The following is a 20496-nucleotide window of genomic DNA, read 5'->3' on the forward strand; positions in this document are numbered from 1 at the left end:
CCATTCTTTTAATGATCAACCTATTTGTTTGAGGTAATTTTGAAAATTGACCCTTTAGCTAGGAAACCTATCGGATTAATCAAATGCCGATGTTAATTTAGATATTCTTATCAAGGTTATAAATTGCTATGTATACTATCGCTGCAACAATTGTCATAAGTAATAGAGAAAGAGAATCTCCTTTTACCTTATCAAAATTATTTCTCCGATAAGATCTTAAAATATCGAAAATCTTTTTCGGAAAAAACAGGATTATAATTAACGCGAAAAATAAATACATCATGTACATATTATTCTTAATGATTATCAGCAGCATACAGACACACTCCAAAGCTTACAACAGTAATTGCTACGCCAATTGGACCTAAAACTTTCTTCGCAACTGTGCCAAAAGCCTTTTTCATCAGTGGAATAGACCATGTCGATAGGGTTGATTGACTAAGCGCATAGATGATATCAGCACCTAGTGCTACCATAGCACAATTAATATAATCGTTTGCATTAAGCTTTGCATTAGCGGTGTTGATAAATGGATTATAGTTTCGTGTAATCTCTTGAGGCGCTTGAGACTCGGCATATGTCAAACCAATTACAAATGGAACTAAGTCTTGTTGGGTTCCATTATGTTCCGCTATCATATCGGTAATATCTCCTGGAGTGAAGCCCTTAGCATATAAGTACTGTTTTGCTTCTAAAATTACTGGATCTATTGCATCATTGATAGCCTGTACATTGATAATTAGACTATTGTTAGAGTTTGTATTAGTCGGTTCGTATTGCAATGTCCCATCAGTAGAATATAATAGTTCATGAAGCTGCTGAATATTATTTACCGAATGTATAGGATAAATACTTTCCGGACTAGTCCCTGGAGGAAAGTTAACATATACGGGTTCATAGGGATTTGGGTCGTCTGGGTTAGTTACCATTAATTTGCCACTCGTAGCAGCTAATTTTATACGCTCCTTTAAATTATAGGCTCCAAAGGCTGTACTTCCAACTTTTTGTTTTTGGATATCTAAGGCGGCTAAAAATCTGTTTCTAGCTACGCCGTGATCATCTTTAACATGGTCGGTTTTTTTACATGAATCAAAGGCAAATACACATAAGAATGCAATCGCATAAAGCATAGACATTGCAAACATTCCCTTGAAAAACTTTTTCACAGGGTTTAAGAGAGTGTTGATAATTCTCATTTTTTGAATTTAGATTTAATTATTGAAATTCAGTAAAAAATCAGGCATTAGTGAAACCGCTTAACCTTATATCTTAATAATGCAAAAGTAACTTTTTACTTAAAGGTAAGGATAGCTAGCCGGAAATTTTACACAAAACATTTGTTCTATTACATGACCACTTGATAAATTTTACACGAACAATATTTACAGATTAAATGAAGGTGCTTTTTCATAAACTTGAACATTAATAGACAAAATCCGGCAACTGAATTACTGGCCAGTTTGGCCTGAAACGGAGTGGCCATTTTGCTGAAATATAATAGGTATACTCAGTACCTACAAGAAGTTCCAGTTTCTGTTGTATTCGCAAAAAGCCCGCTATCATACGATTTGCTGGCTTTCGAAAGGCTTTAAGACTATTTTAGCGGAGAGGGCGGGATTCGAACCCGCGGTACCTTGCAGTACACACGCTTTCCAAGCGTGCTCGATCGACCACTCTGACACCTCTCCGGACTGGATTGCAAAAGTAAATTTTTTATTGATAAAAAAAATGCTCCCGCGCAAAATTGGGAGCAATTAATATCTTATTAGTTAAAATTAATCTATCACAGTAATTTTTAACATATTGGTTTTACCTTTTGCTTCGATAGGAATGGCAGCTGTGTTAATAATAATATCACCTGATTCAACCAGTTTTTTGCTTTTTAAGAATTCATTAACTTCGATAATAGAGTTATCAGTGCTCTCCCATTTATCATAATAAAATCCTCTAACACCCCAAAGTAAGCTTACAGCATTTAATAATGATCTGTTGCTGGTAAAAATGAAAGTTAAAGCTTCTGGCCTGTGGCTGGAGATTTCAAATGCAGTGTAACCGCTCAATGTCATTGATACAATACCAACAGCATTGGTTTGTTTCGCTAAAAAACAAGCCGAATCGCAAATGGCATCACTTAAAAAAGATTGCGACTTTGGTTTTAAGAACTTATCAGGATTAAAAGGGTAGTTATTCTGCTCAATATTTTGAATAATTTTTTGCATCGTTTCGATAACGATCAGTGGAAACTCTCCAACTGAAGTTTCGCCACTTAACATTACTGCATCAGCACCATCCAAAACGGAGTTAGCCACGTCATTTACCTCTGCACGGGTCGGGCGAGGGGTAGTGATCATGCTTTCTAACATTTGAGTGGCTACAATTACAGGCTTTGAAGCCGCTCTGCATTTAGCAACAATCATTTTTTGTAACAATGGAACTTCTTCCATTGGGCATTCCACTCCTAAATCACCACGGGCAACCATAATACCATCAGTGGCAGCAATAATTTCATCGATGTTTGCGATGGCTTCAGGTTTCTCAATTTTTGCAATTACACGGGCAGTTTTACCGCGTTCAGCAATTATTTTTTTAAGTTCGATAATATCTTCGGCCTTGCGCACGAAAGATAAACCAATCCATTCTACATCATTTTCAAGAACAAATTCCAGGTTTTCGCGATCTTCAGGTGTTAAAGATGGAATAGAAACTTTCGTATTTGGAAGGTTCACACCTTTTCTTGAAGTTAAAATACCGCCGTGAACAACTTCACAAAGTACCTCATCTTTAAGGTTGGTAGATAAAACTTTCATCTGAAGTTTCCCATCATCTAAAAGGATGATCTCGCCAGCCTGAACATCCTGAGGGAAGTTTTGATAAGTGATGTAGATCCGCTCCTCATTGCCAATACATTCCTGTGTTGTAATGGTTGTTGTATTACCGTTCACTAAATTAATCCCACCTTCTTTTACCAAACCGATACGGATTTTCGGACCTTGTAAATCGGCAAGAATACCAACATTATAATCGTATTTTTTATTTAAATCGCGGATGGTATCTAAAACGGCTTGATGATCTGCTTGAGAACCATGCGAAAAATTCAGACGGCAAACATCTAAACCTGCGTTAAACATACTATATAATACATCTGGTTTTGCTGATGCAGGCCCAAGCGTGGCAACAATTTTAGTTCTGGAATGAAAAGGTTTCATTTAATTAATTTGATTTTAGCAATGCAGTTTCAGAAAGCACTAATTAATTATCTAAAATAATTAAACTGCATTAAATTTTATATATTTTGTTTTTGTTCGTTGTTTTATAACCCTCAAATATAGTGTATTTAATACACCAAGTATATAATTTTTATATTACCAAATTCTCCTTACTCTTAAGTTTGGTTGGGTCTATTTTTGCAGCTACCTGAATATCAGGTAGTTTGTTTAATCCGTTTATTAAATAATTAAGATCCTCCTTATCAATAAATTCTTTAATTATAATAAAAAAATCAACATTTCCCATCTCTGGAATAAGCAATCCATCACTGCTTCTATTGCTGATCAGGTAATATTCTACCTCGCCCTGCTCTACAAAAAAATAATATTTAGAAAAACACCAGGCGGGCTCATCAATGTTAAAAAATATTTCATGATCATCAATTTTCTCAAATTGCGTGTTTAAACGCGTATTAATTTTGTGGCAAAGAACATAGTCTTTTAATGGTGCTGTGATCGCAATTAGTATAAAATCAAGGTCTAAGGTTAATTTTAAGTATGTTCTATTCAAAGCGAAATAAATTATTTACAGAACGAAATTAAAAAACTAATTCTATATTCGCTGTGTTATTTAGATGCCAAAAATAGGTGTCGAAATAAAAACATTTGAAAATTGTAAGAATTTATTTTTCTTTGCACAGAATTATTTAACCATTAAATTATAAAATTATGTCTGATATTGCTTCAAGAGTTAAGGCTATTATCGTAGAAAAACTAGGTGTTGACGAAAGCGAAGTTACGCCAGAGGCTTCATTCACCAACGATTTAGGTGCAGATTCTTTAGATACCGTAGAATTGATTATGGAATTTGAAAAAGAATTCAATGTAGCTATTCCTGACGATCAGGCTGAAACCATCGGTACAGTTGGTCAAGCGATTGCTTATTTGGAAAAAAACGTTAAATAGAGTTACGCTTTTTCAGTATAAATGGAATTAAAAAGAGTAGTAGTAACAGGGTTGGGTGCGCTCACTCCTATAGGCAATAATGTCCCTGATTTTTGGGAAGGATTGACTAACGGGGTGAGTGGCGCTGCTCCTATTAATGGTTTTAATACTGAAAAGTTTAAAACTAAATTCGCCTGTGAGGTAAAAAACTTTAATCCGGAAGATTTTCTGGAAAAAAAGGAAGCCCGCAAGCTAGATCCGTTTGTACAATATGCTTTAGTAGCCACAGATGAGGCCGTTAAGGATGGTGGATTTGATTTTACAAAACTAGATACCAACCGTATTGGCGTAATTTGGGGCGCAGGCATAGGTGGATTGAAAACCTTTTTGGATGAAATTTCTAATTTTGCCAAGGGAGATGGCACGCCCAGATACAATCCGTTTTTTATTCCTAAAATGATTATCGATATTGCTCCAGGGCATATCTCAATCAAATACGGCTTACGTGGGCCGAATTTTGCTACTGTTTCGGCATGTGCTTCTTCTACCAATGCAATGATTGATGCTTTTAACTATATCCGTTTGGGCATGGCTGATGTGATCATCAGTGGTGGTTCTGAAGCGATTATAAACGAAGCGGGAATGGGTGGTTTCAATGCCATGCATGCATTATCTACACGTAATGATGATCCAACAACAGCTTCCCGTCCTTTTGATAAAGATCGTGATGGATTTGTTGCTGGTGAAGGCGCAGGTACTATTATTCTGGAAGAACTTGAACACGCAAAAGCAAGAGGTGCAAAAATTTATGCAGAACTTGTTGGCGGCGGTATGAGTGCCGATGCTAATCACATCACAGCTCCACACCCCGAAGGTTTAGGCGCCAGAATGGTAATGACAAATGCCTTAAGAGATGCGGGTTTAACCACTGCTGATATTGATTATATCAATGTTCATGGAACTTCTACCCCACTTGGCGATATTAGTGAAACCAAGGCCATTGCTGATCTTTTCGGAGAAGATGCCTACCGTTTAAACATCAGTTCTACAAAATCAATGACGGGACATCTTTTAGGTGCAGCAGGTGCTGTTGAAGCGATTGCCGCAATTCTTTCTGTTCAAAATGATATTGTACCACCTACAATTAATCACTTTACAGATGATCCTGCTTTCGATCCTAAATTAAATTTTACTTTCAATAAAGCTCAGAAACGTACAGTAAGAGCAGCTTTAAGTAATACTTTTGGTTTTGGTGGTCATAACGCTTCTGTGATTTTCAAGAAATACGAAGATTAATTCTTACTCAGCCTTGCTATATAATTTTGTATGCTAATTAAAAATAGATAACTTAGTTAAATATGCTAGTTAGCCGCTAATTGTGTTATTTATTTAATGCCGATATTAAAATTATATAAACTTTACCTCTCTCCTGAAAAGGAGTTTGTAAAAAAGCTGAAAAATATTTTAGGCTTTGTTCCAGGCAATGTTACGCTATATAAAATGGCGTTCAGGCATCGTTCTGTGGCAAAAATTCTAAAAAATGGTAGTAGAAGCAGTAACGAACGTTTAGAATTTCTGGGCGATGCTGTTTTGGGTTCTGTAATTGCTGAATTACTCTTTAAACATTACCCTTACAAAGAGGAAGGTTTTCTTACCGAGATGCGCTCCAAAATTGTGAATCGGGCAAATCTAAATCAATTGGCAAAAAAGATCGGTTTCGATAAATTAATTCAGTTTGATCAACGATCTGTAAGCATTCAAACCAAACACAATTCAATGCTTGGAGATGCTTTCGAAGCCATTATTGGTGCGATTTATATGGATAAGGGTTATAATTTTACTAAAGAGTTTTTGCTTCGCAGAATTGTTAAACCCCATATAGATATCCATACCTTAGAGCTTACCGAAACCAATTTCAAAAGTAAACTGATTGAGTGGTGTCAGCGTCACGGTAAAGATGTAACATTTGAGTTGGCGGAGAATGGGGAAGGAGAAAGTGCTAAATTGTTTACCATTAGTGCAATCGTTGAAGGCGAAAAATATGGCACGGGGAGAGATTATAATAAGAAAAATGCGGAAAAATTAGCTGCAGAGAAAGCCTGCGAAGCATTGAGTATATAAGTCATTGGTTCAAAGTCATTTGTTTATTGGATTAACTCTATAAACTGGTTAATCGGTTAATTGTGCAGTACGCTAAAACTTTCTGCTAAACTCCAAACAATAAGCTAATTGTTTATTGGACAGGTATGAATTGACGCCTAAAACTCATAACTCAAACTGACTAAAGACTTCCGACTTCGGACTAAAGACTCAGAACTACTTCCCCTTCCCCAGCGTATCGGTAAATTTCTTTGAAGATTCTTTAATGTATTTAATGTAATCGTAACTGTTCCAATACTGGGCCTTATCAAATTCGGGGCGACAGTTAAGCATGTATTTCTCTAAGGTATCGCCTCTTAACTCTGAATTGTTTTTTATAATGGTCTGATTAAAATAAACATCAATTTGTGATTGTTGCAGTTCATTATCTGCATATCTGCCAAATCTCCTTGCATTTCGGGGTTCTTTGCCAATCAGATTATAAAGGCCGTTTAAAGGCTGAAATATGGCTGATAAAAATGACGATTTACCTCCGTTATAAACACCTTTGTTTTTAAAATCTCTTTTAAGATCTTCAAGATCCTGTTTTTTGGTATTGCCTATAATAGTTACCTCATTAAGCATGGTACTTTCTCTAATCAGATAAATCAGGATATCCTGTGTGCCATGAATTACTATTCTTTGATCGGTTAAACTTCTTTTAGTAATTAAAAGCGTGTCACCCACCCGGGCTTTCAACTGAAAAAAGCCAAGATCATTACTTCCCACACCAATTTTTGTACGTTGATTGGTTATTTCTGCCAAAGCTACCCGAATGTTCGAACCTTTTTCAAAAACGACTCCTTTAACGATGAAGTCTTGCGCCTTCAAACCAAAGCTGATTAAGATTAAAATGATTTGTATTGTCGCGAATTTTGAAAATTTCATCAGTTATATATTTTTCGGATATCAGAGTATTTTTTCCTGACTGGTATGGTAATGTGCATAATTACTCCAATGTTCATGCCATAGAAAAAAGCAAAAAAAATGCTTTCATATCTTATCAGTTATTTTTTGTAAAATTAACATTTGTTAACCTTTTTAATTGTTAAATAAACGTTAATGCGAATCCGTAAAGTTTTCGGGATGCTGTACTTATTATACTCCTCAGTAATTTTTTTTCTGTTGATGATTATAGTGTGCCCGTTTATCATCTTATCAACAGGATTATTTAATGAGAAAACAGGGCGTAAAATATCCTTTTCTTTCTTGAAATTCTGGGCCTTAACTTTTAGCATTTTCACTTTTCTTTGGTTTGCAAGTAAAGGAAAGGAAGAAATTGATACATCAAGATCTTATATTTACGTTGGAAATCATGGGTCTTTTCTTGATGCCGTAGCAATTGTAATTTGTGTTCCACAGGCATTTAGTCCGCTGGGCAAAATAGAAATGCTTAAAATACCGGTTTTTGGTTGGATTTATAAGCGTTTAGTTGTGATGATTGATCGCACTAGCCGCGAAAGTCGTGATCAATCTGTAGCCGAACTTAGAAATGATTTAAGGGATGGACAATCAATTTTGATTTTTCCAGAAGGTACAATGAATAAAACCAATGATTTGCTGGCTCCTTTTTATGATGGTGCTTTCAGATTGGCAATTGAAACACAGACACCAATTTTACCTTTTGCAATTGTAAATAGCAAAGCACATTTACCGAGAACAGATCCGTTAATGCTTAAACCTGGCATTGTAAAAACCAGGTTTGGTAAAGTGATAGAAGTTGATGGTTTAGTGCCTGAAGATTTAGAGATGTTAAAACAAAAAACTTACGCTGTTATTCATGAAATGCTGGAGAGAAAATAATGTTGTAACAAGATTATCCAGCAGATTAAGAATTGAAAAAAATGCTGACTCTGTTAAATTTCAAACCAATGTTTTTTTTATTACCTGGAGTGAAGCAACTTTTTCAATGCTGCAACTGGATAGTGAAAAATACTACGGATTCCTTATTTATTTTGTGAATTTTAACCATCCCCAAATTAAGATCATGTAAACGATAAGCCTCCACTGCGAACTCTAAACTAATTTTTCTATCTTTGCGCATGATAAAATCCATGACAGGATACGGCTTAGCAACAGCCGATTATGCAAATGCAAAATATAGTGTCGAAATCAAATCGCTCAATAGTAAATTTCTTGAGCTAAATTTAAAATATCCTAAAGCTTTTTCCGATAAAGAATTGATTCTGCGCAATGTTTGCAGTAAAGATATCGAACGTGGAAAAGTAAGTTTAAGCATCAACGTTGAACGTGCTGGTGGTGAAGTTACCGGTGCAACAATCAATACCGCTTTGCTTAGCCATTATTACAATCAATTGATTGCTGTAAATGCCGAACTGAATGCAAACAGTAGCAATTTGTTGCAAACTGCCTTGACTTTTCCTGATGTGATTACTTACAAAGAAGAAAGTGTTAGTGAAGATGAATGGAATCATTTATATCAAATTTTTACCGAAGCACTGGCAAATTTCAATAAGTTTAGAGAAGATGAGGGAGCAGTGTTAAAGGCCGATTTAGAATTAAGAATCAAAAATATTCTTTCCTATTTCAAATCGGTAGAAGAGCTTGAACCAAAGAGAATATCTGCAATCCGTGATAAATTTTCACAGTTTTTGGAAGATGCCGTTGGCAAGGTAAATATCGATCAAAACCGTTTTGAACAAGAGTTAATCTATTACATTGATAAAATTGATATTACTGAAGAGAAAACACGTTTAAAAAGTCATTGCGATTACTTCTTGCAAACTTTGGCAAGTAAGGAAGCAAATGGCAAAAAGATGGGTTTTATTTCGCAGGAAATAGGAAGAGAGATTAATACAATGGGCGCAAAAGCTAACGATGCGCAAATGCAACAATATGTTGTCGGAATGAAAGAGGAGTTAGAAAAAATCAAAGAACAGTTATTGAATGTGTTGTAAGTTGAAACGTTGTAAAGTTGCTATGTTTTACATCCAACCTTCCAACCTTTAACCTTCCAACCTTCCAACCATTTTAAAGCATGCAAGGCAAATTAATCATATTTTCAGCACCGTCTGGCGCAGGTAAAACCACTATCGTACACCATTTACTGAAAAAAATTCCAGAGTTGAGCTTCTCAATTTCTGCTACCACCCGCGAATTAAGAGGCGCTGAAACACATGAAAACGATTACTATTTTATTAGTAAGGAGGAGTTTTTGCATAAAGTTGCCCGTCAGGAATTTGTGGAGTTTGAAGAAGTTTATAACGGCACTTTCTATGGTACTTTACGTTCGGAAATCGAACGGATTTGGGGAGAGGGAAAACATGTTATTTTTGATATTGATGTAGAGGGTGGTATCCGTTTAAAAAGAAAATATGAGGATGATGCGTTGGCCATTTTTGTACAGCCACCTTCCTTAGCTGTTTTAAAGGAACGTTTAAGTGGAAGAGGCACAGATAGCCCGGAGAAATTGCAAGAGCGATTTATTAAAGCAGAAAAAGAATTGCTTTATGCAGATAAGTTCGATGTGATTTTGAAAAACTTTGATCTTGAAACTGCTTGCAAAGAAGCAGAACAGTTGGTTAGAGATTTTTTAAAGAAATGATTTTTTAAACGGCAATAAAAACTTATATTTACTCTATGAGTGATATTCAGTTATATAGTCAAATTTCATCACTGCCTTCCGATTTAAAAAGACAGGTTTCTGAATTTGTGTCCTCTTTAAAGAAAAAATCGAATAGCAGTAAAAAAATTAAAGAAAGGCAATTCGGGTATGCGAAAGGTTTTTTTAAAACTGCTGATGATTTTGATGAACCTTTAGAAGATTTTAGAGAATACATGTAATGCCGTTTCTGTTAGATACGCATACTTTTATTTGGTTCATTAATGGAGATAATAACCTTCCTAAAAATGTAATTGATAAAATAAAAAATTTAGATAATCAGTGTTACCTTAGTATTGCGAGTATTTGGGAAATCGCAATAAAATCTAAATTAAATAAACTATCTCTTTCTTCTGATTTTGATAGAATTGAAGGTTTTTTAGACAATAATCAAATCGAGATACTTCCAATTACCTTTGATCATTTGCTTTCGCTAAATAATTTAGAATTTCATCATCGTGATCCATTTGATCGGATTTTAATTGCGCAGGGCATTTCTGAAACATTGACTGTACTAACTAAAGATCAAAATTTCAATCTTTACAACGTCGAAATTTTTTGGTAAACAATCATATGAAAACTGGCCTATTCTTTGGTTCATATAACCCAATTCATACAGGGCATTTGATCATTGCTAATTATATGGCTAATTATACAGCATTAGATGAAGTCTGGCTGGTGGTTTCGCCACATAATCCGCTGAAAGATAAAAGTGGCTTGACTAATATGTATGATCGGTTGGAAATGGCAAAGCTTGCAACGGAAAATACCGACCACATTCGTGTTAGCGATATTGAATTTTCATTGCCGCAACCTTCTTATACCATTGATACTTTAACTTATTTGCATGAGAAATACCCGGGAAGAGAGTTTGTTCTTATTATGGGGGCAGATAATTTAGTGTCTCTTAAGAAATGGAAGAACTACGAGGTACTCTTAAAAAATTATCAAATCTTTGTTTATCCACGTCCTGGCGCTCATACAACTGAATGGGAAGGACATCCTGCGATTACTTTTACAAATACCCCGTTAATGGAAATCTCTTCTACATTCATCAGAAAAGCAATCAAAGAAGGGAAAAATGTTCAATTCTTTTTACCGGAAAAAGTGATCGACTTTATTGATGGCAAAGGAATGTATAAATAGTTTTTTAAAAAAAGGTCTGTCCAAAATGTCTTCGTTCTGTCGTCATTCCCAATTAAATTGGGGATGACGCGAAATTTGAAGATATGTTCACACGGTAGCGTTTTTCGTGGAAAATTAACTTTTTGGACAGACTTTCATTACTATTTATTTCCAACCACCGCCTAATGCACGGTATAAATTAACTACCGATTGTAATTTTTGCAGTTTATCATTTATGCCATTCAACTGTGCCGCTAGCAAACTTTGCTCTGAAGTTAAAACGTCAGTATAATTTGTTGCCGAACTATAGCGTAATAATTCTTTGGTAAAATCAACAGCTTTAGTTAAAGAGGCAATTTGTTTTGCTCTTGTTTCTTCTTTTTCAGCAGCGGTTTGATACGCATATAAGGCGTTTGATACTTCCTGTCCGCCGGTTAATAGTGTTTGCTGAAAAGCGTAGAATGCAATTTGCTGGTTAGCTTCAGCTGTTTTTAAACGGGCCTTGTTTTGCCCTTTAGCAAAAATCGGCTGCGTTAAGCCACCCACCAGATTATAAAATACAGATTGACTAAAGAAATCTCTAAGTTGTAAAGTTGATAAACCACCAGATGCAGTTAAAGTTAAAGCTGGATAGAAATAGGTTTTAGCAACATTCGTGTTTTCAAAAGCTGCTCTGAATCCCAATTCAGCAGCAATTACATCAGGACGATTTTGCAGCAACTGAGCAGAAACACCAGTTTGCAAATTAGTATAGGGCATTTGCTGATCTAGAGTTGTTCTGTTGATCGAACCAGGCGCCTGAACCAGTATTACACTTAAAGCATTCTCCGCTTCTTTAATGCTTCTCTTTAAATCTGGAACGGTAACCTGAGCGGCATACAAATTTGCTTCACTTTGAACCACTGCAGCGCCATTAACCACTGCACCTTCTTTCAAAGCTTTCATGGTTTCAACATCTTGTGTTCTGATTTTAATCGTTTGCTCAGTTATGGCCAGTTGTTTATCTAAAGCCAGTAAGGTATAATAACTGTTGGCAATTGTAGCAATTAATTGCGTTTGTACAGCACGCTTTGCCGCATCGCTTTGAAGCAATGTTGCATAAGCAGCACGTTTTGCACTGCTTAGCTTGCCCCAAATATCTGCCTCCCAGGCAGTGCTTAATTGTGCTCTGTAAGTTTGAGTTTCCAGGTTAATGTTGATTCCTGGAGGAAAATTTAATGCCGAACGTGATTGTTTTGCATCTGTAACAGATAAGTCGCCTTGTAAGCTTGGTAGAAATGCAGCCCGGCTTTGTTGCAGGTTGGCTTCTGAAATTTTAATTCGTTCTATTGCTTGTTTTAAATCCAGGTTTTCATTTATCCCTTTTTGTATTAATGATTGCAGTGTTGTATCTGAAAACAGATTTTTCCATGGCAAATCTGCCATGGTTGTTGTATCTGTTGTGTTATGATCCCGGTATAAACCTTCGTTTTGAACCTGTGGGCGATTGTATTTTTGAGTTACGCAAGCGCTTAAGGTAAGTATGGCAAAACCGATTAAAATGGAATGCTTATGTTTGAATTTCATGTTCGATTTAGATTAATGTTTACTTTTCGCTGTTGCTAATTCGTATTCTTCAGGAGTTTGTTCTTTTTCAATTCCCTCTTCGAAAGGTGATTTATTGCTTACCTTTTCTTGCAGTGTTTGAAAGATGATAAACAGAGCAGGAATTACAAATACTCCAAATAAGGTTCCGATTAGCATACCGCCAACTGCACCGGTACCAATTGATTTATTCCCAGATGCCCCCACACCTGTCGACAGCATCAAAGGCAATAAACCTAAAATAAAGGCAAAAGATGTCATTAAAATGGGACGTAAACGGGCTGTTGCCCCATCAATAGCGGCATTAACAATGCTCATTCCTTTTCTCCGTCTGTCTACAGCATATTCTACAATCAAAATAGCATTCTTGGCTAATAAACCAACCAGCATGATGAGGGTAATTTGAGTGTAGATGTTATTATCCACTCCAAATAATTTATCAAAAACAAATACTCCAGCTAAACCTACGGGTAATGAAATCAGAACCGCTAGCGGCAAAATATAACTTTCGTACTGTGCGGCCAATAAGAAATAAACGAAGATTACACAAAGCAGGAAAATGAATATCGTTTGGCTACCACTGCTCATCTCCTCACGGGATAAACCAGAGAATTCGTAGCCATAGCCAACTGGTAAATGTGCGGCTGCTTCTTCCTGAACTGCTTTTAAAGCATCTCCCGAGCTATAACCAGCATTTGGATTACCTGTAACAGCTATTGAAGTAAACAAGTTGAAACGGGAAATTGCCTGAGGACCGTAAACCTTGGTTAGTGTAATAAATTCTGAAACCGGGGCCATCTGGCCTTTGGAATTACGAACGTAAATGCTGGTTAATGTTTGTTCATTCGAGCGATATTTTGCATCGGCTTGGTACATTACCCTGAATTGTTTCCCGAATTTGTTAAAGTTAGAAGCATAAACACCACCATAATAGCCTTGCATTACAGCTAAGACATCACTAACGGTTAATCCTGCTTGCTTAACTTTTGCTACATTCACATCAATTTGATACTGCGGGAAGTTGGGATTAAACGATGTTGATGCATATTGAATTTCTTTACGTTTGCTCAATGCAGCAAGAAAACCATTACCAACATCATTGAATTTTCTAATATCGCCACCAGTTTTATCCTGCAATTGAAATTCAAAACCGCCGCTGGTACCGAAACCTTGAATGGTTGGTGGCGCGAAGAAGATGATTTTTGCACCTTTAATACCTGCGGTTTTGGCAAATAACTCTCCAATAATAGTTTTAACATCACGTTTACGCTCGTTCCATGGAATTAATCGTGAAATAACCATTCCGTATGAACTGCCAGAACCACTGATCATACTACGGCCCACAACTCTTAATGAATTCTTGATTTCATCAACGCTATGAACGATACTGTCAATTTTCGTGATAATCACATTTGTTTCCTCCTGAGAAGTTCCAGCAGGTAAGGAAATATCAGACATGATGGTTCCTAAATCCTCATTCGGCACAAAGCCTTTTGGGGTGGTGTTCATTGTCCAAACCAAAACGATGGTAAAAAATGCAATTCCTAATCCAACTATCCATTTCTTTCTTGATAGAAAACCAACGGATTTTTTGTACTTATTGGTTACCGCATCGAAAGAGGTATTAAAAGCAGCATAAAAACGTTCCAAGAAATTTTTCTTTTTCTCATGGCCATCTTTATGCGGTTTTAAGAATAATGCACATAACGCAGGACTTAGCGTTAATGCGTTAATAGCTGAAAGGATAATCGAGATCGCAAGCGTTAAACCAAACTGTTTGTAGAACACACCTGACGAACCTTGTATAAAACTTACCGGAACAAATACTGCGGCCATTACCAGGGTGATCGAAATAATTGCCCCACTAATATCATCCATGGCATCAACCGTAGCTTTTTTGGCATCGGTATAACCTTCATCAAGCTTAGCATGAACGGCCTCCACTACCACAATGGCATCATCAACCACAATACCAATTGCCAGCACAAGGGCAAACAGTGTTAATAAATTGATGGTAAAACCAAATAAACTCAGAAAGAAAAATGTACCGATAATTGCCACCGGAACACTTATCGCCGGAATTAAGGTTGAACGGAAATCTTGTAAAAAGATGAATACCACCAGGAACACTAAAATAAACGCTTCAATCAAGGTATGAATTACTTTTTCTATTGATGCATCCAAAAAATCGTTAACGTTCACAAGTGTTGTATAGTGAACGCCCTTAGGAAATGATTTTTGTGCTTCATCCAATGTTTTGATGGAGTTCTCAATTACCTCTTTTGCATTTGAACCTGCTGTTTGATTAATTGCAATACCCAAAGCTTGTTTACCGTTAAACTTTACTGAACTGGCATAACTTTGTGCACCCATTTCAATTCTGGCAACATCTTTTAAACGAAGAACCTGCCCGTTTGCATCAGCTTTTATAATGATGTTACTGAACTGGGCCTCATCTTTTAACCGGCCGGAATATTTAAGTGTATATTGAAATGCCTGATTTCCCTGCTCTCCAAATTGTCCGGGAGCGGCCTCAACGTTTTGCTCAGCTAATGCAACATTCACATCGTTCGGTATTAAACCATAGGTAGCCATTACATCTGGTTTTAACCAAATGCGCATGGTATAGTCCATTTGCCCGAATGCACTTGCATCACCCACACCGTTTATACGTTTAATCTGCGGGATGATGTTGATATTAGCATAATTCTGCAAAAACTTCTGATCGTAAGACGGATCATCACTGTAAATACCAAAGATCAGCACGTTACTCGCCTGTCTTTTAGCTGTGATCACACCTGACCGTGTCACTTCCGCAGGTAGTAAGCTGGTTGCCCTTGCAACCCTGTTTTGTACGTTAACAGCTGCTAAATCGGGATTTGTACCCAATTTAAAGTTAATTGTAATTGTTGCTGTACCATCATTGCTTGCCGTTGAAGTCATGTAGGTCATATCTTCAACTCCGTTTATTTGTTCTTCAAGCGGAATAACAACACTATTCATTACCACATCAGCGTTTGCCCCCTGATAAGAAGTAGAAACCTGTACGGTTGGAGGAGCAATTTCAGGGTATTGTGAAACCGGTAACGTTGCTAAACCTAAAACACCGAGGATAACGATGATGATGGATATAACTGTAGACAGAACCGGTCTTTCTATAAATTTCTTAAACATAATTAATATTGATTACACTGATAAGTGTGCAGTGAAATTTTCTATTTTTTTATTTCAGCATAAACTGAATCAGCACTTTGTTCTTCTGGTTTAATTTTAGTGCCATCTTTTAACGATTGAAAACCTTCCAATACGATTTTATCGCCAGCTTTTAAGCCTTTGGTTACCACGTAAAACTTATCTTTGGCTAAATCCATAATCTCAATTTCAGTACTAATGATTTTAGATGAATCGCCCAAAACATAAACGAATTTTTTACCCTGCAAATCGATCGTTGATTTTTGTGGAACCAGAATAGCGTTTTCTACTTTCTGCGGAATTCTGACAGAAGCACTTGCTCCGGATTTTAACAGTGAAATTGGATTCGGAAAAGTAGCACGTAAACTTGCTGAGCCCGTAGCAGTATTAATCTGGCCATTTATCGATTCAATTTTGCCGTTTTGTGCATAAACCGTTCCATCTGCCAATACCAAACTAACTGGCGGAATATTTTTCATTTGCTCAGCTAAGGTATTTCCCTTGTAGGTTTTAGAAAAATCTAAAAGTTGCTTTTCGTTTAGTGAAAAATAAGCGTAAACTTTTGATGTATTTGAAACCGTAGTTAATGGTTCGGCACTTGAGCTGCTCACTAAACTTCCGTTACGGAATGGAATACTGCCTACAACTCCATCAACCGGACTTGTAATTGATGTGTAACTTAAATTTACCTGAGCATTTACTAAGGTTGCTTTAGCTTGTGCCAATGCGGCTTTTCTACTTTGTAGCGTTAATTGTGCTGCATCTAAATCATATTTACTAATGATATCTTTTTCTACCAATGGCCTGGTTTTATTAACTTGTAATTGGGCGGCATTAACATCTGCTTCAGCGCTGCTAATTGCGGCTTTTGCAGTTCTAACTTCCTGCTCATATTGTGGTGCCATAATAGTAAAAAGCAGTTGACCCTTTTTTACCACCGAACCCTCATCTACAAATATTTTCTGAATAAAACCATCAACTTTAGGGCGGATATCAATATTTTGAATACCTTCAATTGTGGCCGGATAATCTGAATTCAATTCTGTTGTTTGTGTGTGGACAGTAAAAACCGGATAAGCTTGCGGACCAGCCGCCGCTTCTGCTGCGGCTTTTTTTTCTTCTTCATTATTTCCGCATGATGCTAAAAGTATAGCGATGCTCATGCTAAAAAAGAGAGTTGTTACTTTTCTCATGGACTATTTTGGTGTGTGTTTAAATTTAACTTCGGGAGTTGAAAACGTTTATCAAAATTTGGGTTTTGATTTGCCGATTTCTGCCCAAAAATAGAGCCTAAAAAAAAATAACTTTGTCCAAATTCTGTCATTTAATCAATCGATTGATTTATTGTATAAATCAAAATAGCTTTTTTTAGCTTTAAATTGTTGTTTTATAGCAGTTTATGAGTAATTTTTAGGTTATATATGATGTGTAAATATCTTGCGACAGTGTTAATTTTCCGTTAATTCGTAATAATTCCTATAAAAAATGTTAAGAAAAACAGCCAGTCAGATGGGCATGTTAGTGTAAGAAATACACAAGCTGAAATAATAAAAATTACTAGCTTAGTATCATGGAAATCATCAGATCATTATCAATCTTTATCCTTGCCGGGCTTTGCGAAATAGGAGGAGGTTATCTCATTTGGTTATGGCTTAAAGACGGGAAACCACATTGGTTTGGGCTAATGGGGAGTATAATCCTGATCGCTTACGGTGTGGTTGCAACATGGCAAACTGCAAACTTCGGCAGAACATACGCAACTTATGGAGGGGTGTTTATTGTGATGGCTTTGATCTGGGCATGGAAAGTTGATGGATTTAAGCCAGATAAATACGATGTTATTGGAGCAACTATCGCACTTGTCGGAGTTTGCATTATAATCTATGCTCCAAGGCATCCTTAGTAAAATTCTAAAAAGGCAGTGATTTGTTGGTTCCCGTTAATGATAGATCAAAACCAAGGGCTTAATCTGTTTTGCCTTCAAAAACCAATTTCGCAGGACCGCATAAGAATACATTGGTAAAATGATTACCATCGTAATCGAATTCGATTTTGATATCGCCACCTAAAACTTTAATAGCTGTTACGATATGGCCTGTTTTATTTTTGTATTTAGCCATTGCCATTGCAACAGCCGTTACACCCGTGCCACAAGCATAGGTTTCATCCTCAACACCACGTTCATAAGTTCTGACAAATAAGTGATCGCCTTTATCTTCTACGAAATTAACATTGATCCCTTTTTCACTGTAAATGTCATTATAACGGATTTTCTTCCCTGCAGTAAAAACATCAAAATCCTTCAGATCATTTTGCATGGCAACATAATGAGGTGAGCCGGTGTTTAAAATAAATGCTTCCCCATCGTTGGTTATAGTATCAACATCAATCATTTGTAAATCTACCCAATCGCCTGATTCTGAAATTCTGGCATAATGCGGGCCATCAACTGCCAAAAAGTTCGTTTCTTTGTTAATGATACCAAGATGTTTGGCAAAGGCAACAATGCACCTTCCGCCATTTCCGCACATACTGCCTAATTTGCCATCAGCATTAAAATAATGCATCTCAAAATCATAATCATCATGTTTGGTAATGAACATCAAACCATCAGCGCCAATACCGAAACGACGGTGGCAAAGTTGCGCAACCAATTCATTATCAATATCTTTTAATGGACTTGTTGTATGGTCTATCAAAATAAAATCGTTACCTGCGCCCTGATATTTAAAGAAACTAGTTTTCATTCAATCTTCATTTTTTAATGCAATATTTGAGTTGCAAAAGCTACTTAATGATAAGTGTTTTTTAATTTAACATTTTTTAACACAGATTTGAGTGCTTTGAAGATACAAATATCGTTTATATGGTACTAAATTTGAATAAACTTACGAAAGAAAATTTGAGCAGATAAAAACTGCCAGAGCATTCTGCTTAAATCAAAGTGAATACAATGCTCTTGCAAACCTTGCAAATTGACAAATGAGTTATTTAAGCAAACAATTAGCTAGCAGTGTGGCTTATAATAAATCATGATTTTAAAAATAATACACAAAAATGAAGTTAATAAACGCTGGAAAAAATGCTTTTAAGAGCTTTATGACCATTAAAAACAATTATTAAACACATGAAAAAAATATTAGGAATTACCATGTTGGCTGCCTTTATAGGTGGGGCAGCGGCAATTGGAGGTTACAAATTATTTGAGCGTAACGAAACAGGCAGTACGATTTCTGAAAAACAAAACTTGTACTTTGCTAATAATCCGCTGAAAATTTCTTCAGCAGGTACGGCTGATTTTACGCAGGCTGCTGCAGCAGTTGCTCCGGGGGTTGTGCACATTAAAACAACTTACGAAGCAAAAAGTGGTGGTGGCAGAAGTTCATCTCCATTTGACATGTTCGATGATTTCTTTGGTGGTGGCGGTCGTCAAATGCAACGTCAACCTAGAGCGGCATCTGGTTCGGGTGTGATCATTAGCCAGGATGGTTATATAGTTACCAATAACCATGTAGTGGAAAATGCTTCGAAAGTTGAAGTTGTTTTAACCGACAGACGTAAGGTTGAAGCTAAAGTTATTGGTCGCGATCCGAACACTGATTTAGCTTTGATCAAGGTAAATGCTACAGGATTACCGGTTGTTAAAATGGGTAATTCTGATAATGTTCAGGTTGGGGAGTGGGTTTTAGCAGTTGGTTTCCCGCTTGATTTACAAACTACCGTTACTGCAGGTATTGTGAGTGCGAAAAATCGAAGTATTGGTATCATCGGTCGTGAACAACAAGGCGGTGAAATTACTGAAGAAGAATATCGTGAGTATCAACGTACAGGAAAAAGACCAGATCGTCCTGCCAACACAAGTATCGAATCTTTCATTCAAACCGATGCTGCTATTAACCCTGGAAACAGTGGAGGAGCATTGGTAAATGCCAGTGGCGAATTGGTAGGAATCAATTCTGCAATTGCATCTCAAAGTGGATATAACCAAGGGTATGGTTTTGCCATTCCGGTTAACCTGGCTCGTAAAATTGTAGATGATTTTATGAAATATGGTTCGGTGAAACGTGGTTATATTGGCGTAAACTTTTTCCCGTTAAGTGGGGAAGAAAAACCAGAAGGTGTTAAAACTTCAGAAGTTAGCGGTTTATATGTAAGTGATGTTGTAGCTGGTGGCGGTGCTGCTGCGGCTGGAATTAAACAAGGTGATATTATTAAAAAGGTGGATGGTGTGGTAATTAATGATTCGCCTGATTTACAGGAAAGAATCGGCCGTTTAAATCCGGGTGACAAAGTGAAGTTGAGCGTTTTAAGAGAAGGTTCATTGAAAGATATAACCGTTACGTTAAAAGGAGAATCGAGCGTTGGTTTAACTGCAAATAATACGGCTACAAAAAGTGTCGAGGTGTCTAAATTAGGAGCAACATTTGCTCCGGCTACTCAGGCGCAAAAATCTAAATTTGGAATTAGCAGCGGTGTTGTGGTTACTTCGGTCGTTACTGGCAAGGCTTTCGATAATATTGGTGTGGAGAAAGGTCTAATTATAACAAAAGTTAATGGCCAACCTGTAAACTCTGTTGCTGATGTTCAAAAAGCATTACCAATGGGAAGAAACAACATGATCAGTATTTCTGGTGTGAGCGAACAAGGAACATATAATTTCAGTTTCCCTGCGCAATAATTAGC

At 36.6% G+C, this 20496-nt stretch carries 19 protein-coding genes and 1 tRNA gene; 11 read left to right on the forward strand and 9 right to left on the reverse strand.

Annotation, left to right across the window (positions count from 1 at the left end; all coding sequences use genetic code 11):
- Positions 1-296: 296 nt before the first annotated feature.
- The 4 genes from DU508_RS08145 to DU508_RS08160 all read right to left on the reverse strand — a co-directional run bounded on the left by DU508_RS08145 (position 297) and on the right by DU508_RS08160 (position 3777).
- Positions 297-1196, reverse strand: a complete 900-nt coding sequence (locus DU508_RS08145) for a hypothetical protein (RefSeq protein ID WP_115402325.1) — start codon at positions 1194-1196, stop codon at positions 297-299.
- 407 nt (positions 1197-1603) lie between these two features.
- Positions 1604-1688, reverse strand: a tRNA-Ser gene (locus tag DU508_RS08150).
- A gap of 87 nt (positions 1689-1775) precedes the next feature.
- Positions 1776-3206, reverse strand: coding sequence for a pyruvate kinase (pyk, locus tag DU508_RS08155; RefSeq protein ID WP_115402326.1), 1431 nt, complete (start codon positions 3204-3206; stop codon positions 1776-1778).
- A gap of 151 nt (positions 3207-3357) precedes the next feature.
- A complete protein-coding gene (locus tag DU508_RS08160) occupies positions 3358-3777 on the reverse strand; it encodes an IPExxxVDY family protein (protein WP_115402327.1) in 420 nt (139 codons plus the stop codon).
- Positions 3778-3935: 158 nt separating this feature from the next.
- On the opposite strand from DU508_RS08160, the gene DU508_RS08165 reads away from it, so the two are divergent.
- The 3 genes from DU508_RS08165 (at position 3936) to rnc (ending at position 6272) form a co-directional block, all read left to right on the forward strand.
- Complete coding sequence (locus DU508_RS08165; protein ID WP_008508386.1) at positions 3936-4172, forward strand: acyl carrier protein; 237 nt, start codon at positions 3936-3938, stop codon at positions 4170-4172.
- 21 nt (positions 4173-4193) lie between these two features.
- Entirely contained in the window at positions 4194-5447 is a 1254-nt protein-coding gene (gene fabF / locus DU508_RS08170; protein WP_115402328.1) for a beta-ketoacyl-ACP synthase II, read from the forward strand.
- A gap of 96 nt (positions 5448-5543) precedes the next feature.
- Positions 5544-6272, forward strand: coding sequence for a ribonuclease III (gene rnc, locus DU508_RS08175; RefSeq protein ID WP_115402329.1), 729 nt, complete (start codon positions 5544-5546; stop codon positions 6270-6272).
- A gap of 195 nt (positions 6273-6467) precedes the next feature.
- Here rnc and DU508_RS08180 read toward each other — a convergent pair whose 3' ends face one another.
- A complete protein-coding gene (locus tag DU508_RS08180; protein ID WP_115402330.1) occupies positions 6468-7178 on the reverse strand; it encodes a hypothetical protein in 711 nt (236 codons plus the stop codon).
- A 174-nt stretch (positions 7179-7352) separates the two neighbouring features.
- Between DU508_RS08180 and DU508_RS08185 the strand changes: the two genes are divergently transcribed.
- The 6 genes from DU508_RS08185 to nadD all read left to right on the forward strand — a co-directional run bounded on the left by DU508_RS08185 (position 7353) and on the right by nadD (position 11058).
- Entirely contained in the window at positions 7353-8093 is a 741-nt protein-coding gene (locus DU508_RS08185) for a lysophospholipid acyltransferase family protein (RefSeq protein ID WP_115402331.1), read from the forward strand.
- Positions 8094-8344: 251 nt separating this feature from the next.
- The gene (locus DU508_RS08195; RefSeq protein ID WP_115402333.1) at positions 8345-9208 is read left to right on the forward strand and encodes a YicC/YloC family endoribonuclease; all 864 of its coding nucleotides are present in this window, start codon (positions 8345-8347) and stop codon (positions 9206-9208) included.
- 80 nt (positions 9209-9288) lie between these two features.
- Entirely contained in the window at positions 9289-9855 is a 567-nt protein-coding gene (gene gmk, locus DU508_RS08200; protein WP_115402334.1) for a guanylate kinase, read from the forward strand.
- A gap of 35 nt (positions 9856-9890) precedes the next feature.
- Complete coding sequence (gene vapB / locus DU508_RS08205; protein ID WP_115402335.1) at positions 9891-10094, forward strand: type II toxin-antitoxin system VapB family antitoxin; 204 nt, start codon at positions 9891-9893, stop codon at positions 10092-10094.
- Entirely contained in the window at positions 10094-10477 is a 384-nt protein-coding gene (locus tag DU508_RS08210) for a type II toxin-antitoxin system VapC family toxin (RefSeq protein ID WP_115402336.1), read from the forward strand. Before vapB ends, DU508_RS08210 begins: the two co-directional genes overlap by 1 nt.
- An 8-nt stretch (positions 10478-10485) precedes the next feature.
- Positions 10486-11058 (forward strand): nicotinate (nicotinamide) nucleotide adenylyltransferase, encoded by a 573-nt coding sequence (nadD, locus tag DU508_RS08215; protein WP_115402337.1) that lies wholly within the window; start codon positions 10486-10488, stop codon positions 11056-11058.
- A 144-nt stretch (positions 11059-11202) separates the two neighbouring features.
- Here nadD and DU508_RS08220 read toward each other — a convergent pair whose 3' ends face one another.
- The 3 genes from DU508_RS08220 to DU508_RS08230 are packed head-to-tail and all read right to left on the reverse strand — an operon-like array spanning position 11203 to position 17006.
- The gene (locus tag DU508_RS08220) at positions 11203-12603 is read right to left on the reverse strand and encodes an efflux transporter outer membrane subunit (RefSeq protein WP_115402338.1); all 1401 of its coding nucleotides are present in this window, start codon (positions 12601-12603) and stop codon (positions 11203-11205) included.
- 12 nt (positions 12604-12615) lie between these two features.
- On the reverse strand, positions 12616-15795 hold the full coding sequence (locus DU508_RS08225; RefSeq protein ID WP_115402339.1) for an efflux RND transporter permease subunit: 3180 nt from the start codon (positions 15793-15795) through the stop codon (positions 12616-12618).
- A 41-nt stretch (positions 15796-15836) separates the two neighbouring features.
- Positions 15837-17006 carry an efflux RND transporter periplasmic adaptor subunit gene (locus DU508_RS08230; protein WP_115402340.1) on the reverse strand — a complete coding sequence of 390 codons (1170 nt, stop codon included), beginning with the start codon at positions 17004-17006 and terminating at the stop codon, positions 15837-15839.
- Between the two features lie 377 nt (positions 17007-17383).
- On the opposite strand from DU508_RS08230, the gene DU508_RS08235 reads away from it, so the two are divergent.
- Entirely contained in the window at positions 17384-17716 is a 333-nt protein-coding gene (locus DU508_RS08235) for a YnfA family protein (RefSeq protein ID WP_115402341.1), read from the forward strand.
- A gap of 61 nt (positions 17717-17777) precedes the next feature.
- Here the strand turns inward: DU508_RS08235 and dapF are convergent, their stop codons facing one another.
- Complete coding sequence (dapF, locus tag DU508_RS08240; protein ID WP_115402342.1) at positions 17778-18560, reverse strand: diaminopimelate epimerase; 783 nt, start codon at positions 18558-18560, stop codon at positions 17778-17780.
- 380 nt (positions 18561-18940) lie between these two features.
- Here dapF and DU508_RS08245 point away from each other — a divergent pair, with 380 nt between their 5' ends.
- Entirely contained in the window at positions 18941-20491 is a 1551-nt protein-coding gene (locus DU508_RS08245) for a trypsin-like peptidase domain-containing protein (RefSeq protein ID WP_199562671.1), read from the forward strand.
- The last annotated feature ends 5 nt before the right edge of the window (positions 20492-20496 follow it).

Source organism: Pedobacter chinensis (assembly GCF_003339865.1).
Taxonomy (GTDB): Bacteria; Bacteroidota; Bacteroidia; order Sphingobacteriales; family Sphingobacteriaceae; genus Pedobacter; species Pedobacter chinensis.